This window comes from Sulfurihydrogenibium sp., assembly GCF_027448985.1.
Taxonomy (GTDB): Bacteria; Aquificota; Aquificia; order Aquificales; family Hydrogenothermaceae; genus Sulfurihydrogenibium.
Map to the genome: position 1 here is coordinate 1 of NZ_DAIDMN010000112.1, position 3,281 is coordinate 3,281.

General features: G+C 33.2%; 3 protein-coding genes. All 3 read right to left on the bottom strand.

Annotation, left to right across the window (positions count from 1 at the left end):
* Window positions 1–1,064: AAA family ATPase (locus NE054_RS07545; RefSeq protein WP_297890294.1), on the bottom strand; the 1,064-nt coding region annotated here is incomplete at its 3' end.
* Window position 1,065: 1 nt separating this feature from the next.
* On the bottom strand, window positions 1,066–2,478 hold the full coding sequence (locus NE054_RS07550) for a mannose-1-phosphate guanylyltransferase/mannose-6-phosphate isomerase (protein WP_297890295.1): 1,413 nt from the start codon (window positions 2,476–2,478) through the stop codon (window positions 1,066–1,068).
* On the bottom strand, window positions 2,475–3,281 hold an 807-nt coding region (locus tag NE054_RS07555; RefSeq protein ID WP_297890296.1), incomplete at its 5' end, for a PD-(D/E)XK nuclease domain-containing protein. The genes NE054_RS07550 and NE054_RS07555, both read right to left, overlap by 4 nt.

Consider the following 3,281-nt stretch of genomic DNA (forward strand, 5'->3'; position numbering starts at 1 on the left):
AAACTTGTTTTTACTTCAAGGTTTGGATATGTCAGTAGGTAGTAGTTTTTGTTTGATATTCTGTAATGGTCTTTTATAGTCAGATATCCGGATTGGAAGAGTAAGTTTTCCGGATAGATGTAATCAATATCAAGGTTAGATAGTATCTCTTCTCCTACTTCCAAGTTCTCTAAATCTGGAAGGTAGTACTGGTTTTTTTGAAACATTTTTATCAAAAATGTAGGTGTTCCGGTTTCAAACCAGTATGGTCTAAACTCTTTTTTGTCAAACAGTAGAAGTATGTCAAATGGGTTATAAACTGATTCTCCAAGCCAGTTGTAGCCGTTGTACCACTTTTTTACTTCTTCTTTATCAAAGTCTTTTATCCTATCTTCAAAGACTGTTTCTAATTCTGTTTGGGTGTATCCACATATGGTTGCAAACTCTTTGTCTAAGGTTATGTCGTTTAGCTGGTTTAGTCCACTGAATATTGATACTTTTGAAAATCTTGATACACCGGTTATGAATACAAGATGTAGGTATGGGTCTGCATCTTTCAACACAGAGTAGAAGTCTTTTAGTACTTCTCTGTTTTCTTTTGCTATATCCGGTTCTTCTATCCTGTCTAATATTGGTTTGTCGTACTCGTCTATCAATACCACTACTTTTTGGTTGTATTTTTCCGATAGTTTTTCTATAGCCTCGTAAAATTTTCCACTGGGTGTTTGGTTTGTTAGTTTTATATCGTAATTTCTTTCTATCTGAGCCAAAGCTTCTATGATTTTTAGATTCAACTCTTGTGGTGTTCTATGGACTCCCATTCCAAAGCTTACTTTTATAACCGGATATTTTTTATCCCAATCCCAGTTATCATACAAATACAAACCTTTAAACAGTTCTCTGTTTCCACTGAATGCTTCTTTTAGAGTATCTAAGAATAGAGATTTTCCAAACCTTCTTGGTCTGCTTAAAAAGTAGTATCCTCCTGATTCTAACTTTTTGATAAATGGTGTTTTATCTATATAGTAATGATTTTCTTGTATTATTTTGCTAAATGTTTGTATTCCTATTGGCAGTTTTTTCATTTTATCCTCTACCGTATATATCCTCAAATCTTATTATATCATCTTCTTCTACATACTCTCCTACTTGAACCTCTATTATTTCAAGTGGTATTTTTCCAGGATTTATTAATCTGTGTTTTGTTGTCTTTGGTACGTATATGCTTTCATTTTCGTGGATGTAATACTCTTTTTTTTCATTTCCATTTATATCTTCTAATACAACTTTTGCCGTTCCTTTTACTACAATCCAGTGTTCGCTTCGATGATGGTGCAGTTGCAGGCTAAGAGCATGTCCAGGTAAAACCGTTATTCTTTTTATTCTGTATCTTTCTCCTTTTTCTAACTCTGTGTAGCTTCCCCAAGGTCTGTAAACTGTTGTATGAAATTGTGTAGTTTGTTTATATTTTGGATGATTTTTGAGCATGTTAACTAAATCCTTAATTTTCTGTCCTTCTCCTTTTTTTGCAACCACAACAACATCTGAAGTCTCTATCAAAATCAAATCTTCTATACCTACGGTAGATACCAATCTATTATTAGAGATGATAAGAGAGTTTTTAGTATCCAAATCTACTACGTCTCCTATTTTAACGTTGTTGTTTTCGTCTTTGTCTAAAACTTCGTAAACACTGTCCCAAGAACCAACATCAGACCAAGATATGTTTAATGGTAAAACAATAGCTTTATCCGTTTTTTCCATGATGGCATAGTCGATAGATATATCTGGCATTTGGTTAAAGGAGTCTAAAACTTCTTCATAAGTTTTGTTATCAATAAGGTTGTATATTTCTGGAGCATGATTTTTAAATTCTTCAAGAATTGTTTTTATACTGAATGCAAACATACCACTGTTCCAGAAATAATTTCCGGATAAAAGATATTTTTGTGCTGTAGCCAAATCCGGTTTTTCGTGAAATTGCTTTACTTTGTAAGCTTCTTTTATTGGATAGTCTGCTTCTATATAACCGTATCCGGTTTCTGGTTTTGATGGATTTATTCCAAATGTAACTATATATCCTTCTTTTGCATAATCTTCCACCTTTTTTAAGTACTCTACAAATTTATCCTCCGGATATATTATGTGGTCAGAAGGAGATATAAATAAAATTTCGTCTTCTAAACAGCCTAATTTTTCTACAGCATATTTAACAGCTAAAGCGATAGCTGGAGCGGTGTTTTTTCCTTTTGGTTCTAAAATTAAGTTAAGATTACCATCTATTAAATCTTTAAGTTGATTTTTAACATGAAATTGATATTCCTGATTTGATATTATTATTAAATCGTTATTTTTATCAATAGCTTTTGAGATTCTTTTTACAGTTTTTTGAAGTAGGCTTTGGTTATCACCAAAGGTTAAAAACTGTTTCGGAAAATTTTTTCTTGACATAGGATAAAGCCTTGTTCCACTTCCACCTGCAAGTATAACAGCTTTCATACCTCCTCCTTTTTTACCTTCTCAACCTCAAAGTTTGTTATATTCCTTTTCTCTTTGCTAAACTCGATGCCAATTAGGTATATATCCTTATACCTGTCTTGATACTTCTCGTAGTACTTTTTCTCTTTTATCTGGTCTAATGCTTTTCCTTCTTGGCTTTCTTCTATTACTTTAAACTCTATTATGTAAACTTTGTCCTGTGATATCACCGTCAGGTCTATCTTCCCTCTGTTTGTAGCATCTTCTGTGATGGTTGTTAAGCCACTTCCGGTAAGTAGTGCGTATATTACAGATGCGTAAAAACCTTCGTACTGGTATATGTCGTTTTTCCGGTACCAATCTGTTGGTATACTTGCAAAAAAGCTGTATAGGTTTTGTTTTACTTGGTCTAATTCTGCGTTCTCTAACGCTTCTGCTATTTTTATCGTGTACTCTGAGGGCTCTAAATCGTAAAATAGGTATTCCAAAAGTGTACTGTTTAGGCTCATTTTTACTTCTAGGTTTGGATAGGTTAGTATGTATATGGTCCTTGCTCCTATCTTTTTTGTGTTTTTTATAGTTAGGTATCCGGATTGGAACAGTACGTTTTCTGGCTTTATAAAGTCTATGTCAAGGTTTGATATTATCTCTTCGCTTGCAGATAGATTTTCTAATTGTGGTAGGTATTCTTTTTTGTTTATAAGTAGTTTTATCAAAAATGTTGGTGTTCCGGTTTCAAACCAGTAGGGTCTAAACATTTTGTTGGCAAATAGTAGTAGTATATCAAATGGGTTATAGACTGGTTCTCCAAGCCAGTTGTAGCC

Excerpts from the sequence above, each read along its gene's own strand:
- NE054_RS07550 (WP_297890295.1), bottom strand. The coding sequence starts at position 2,478 with ATGAAAGCTGTTATACTTGCAGGTGGAAGTGGAACAAGGCTTTATCCT.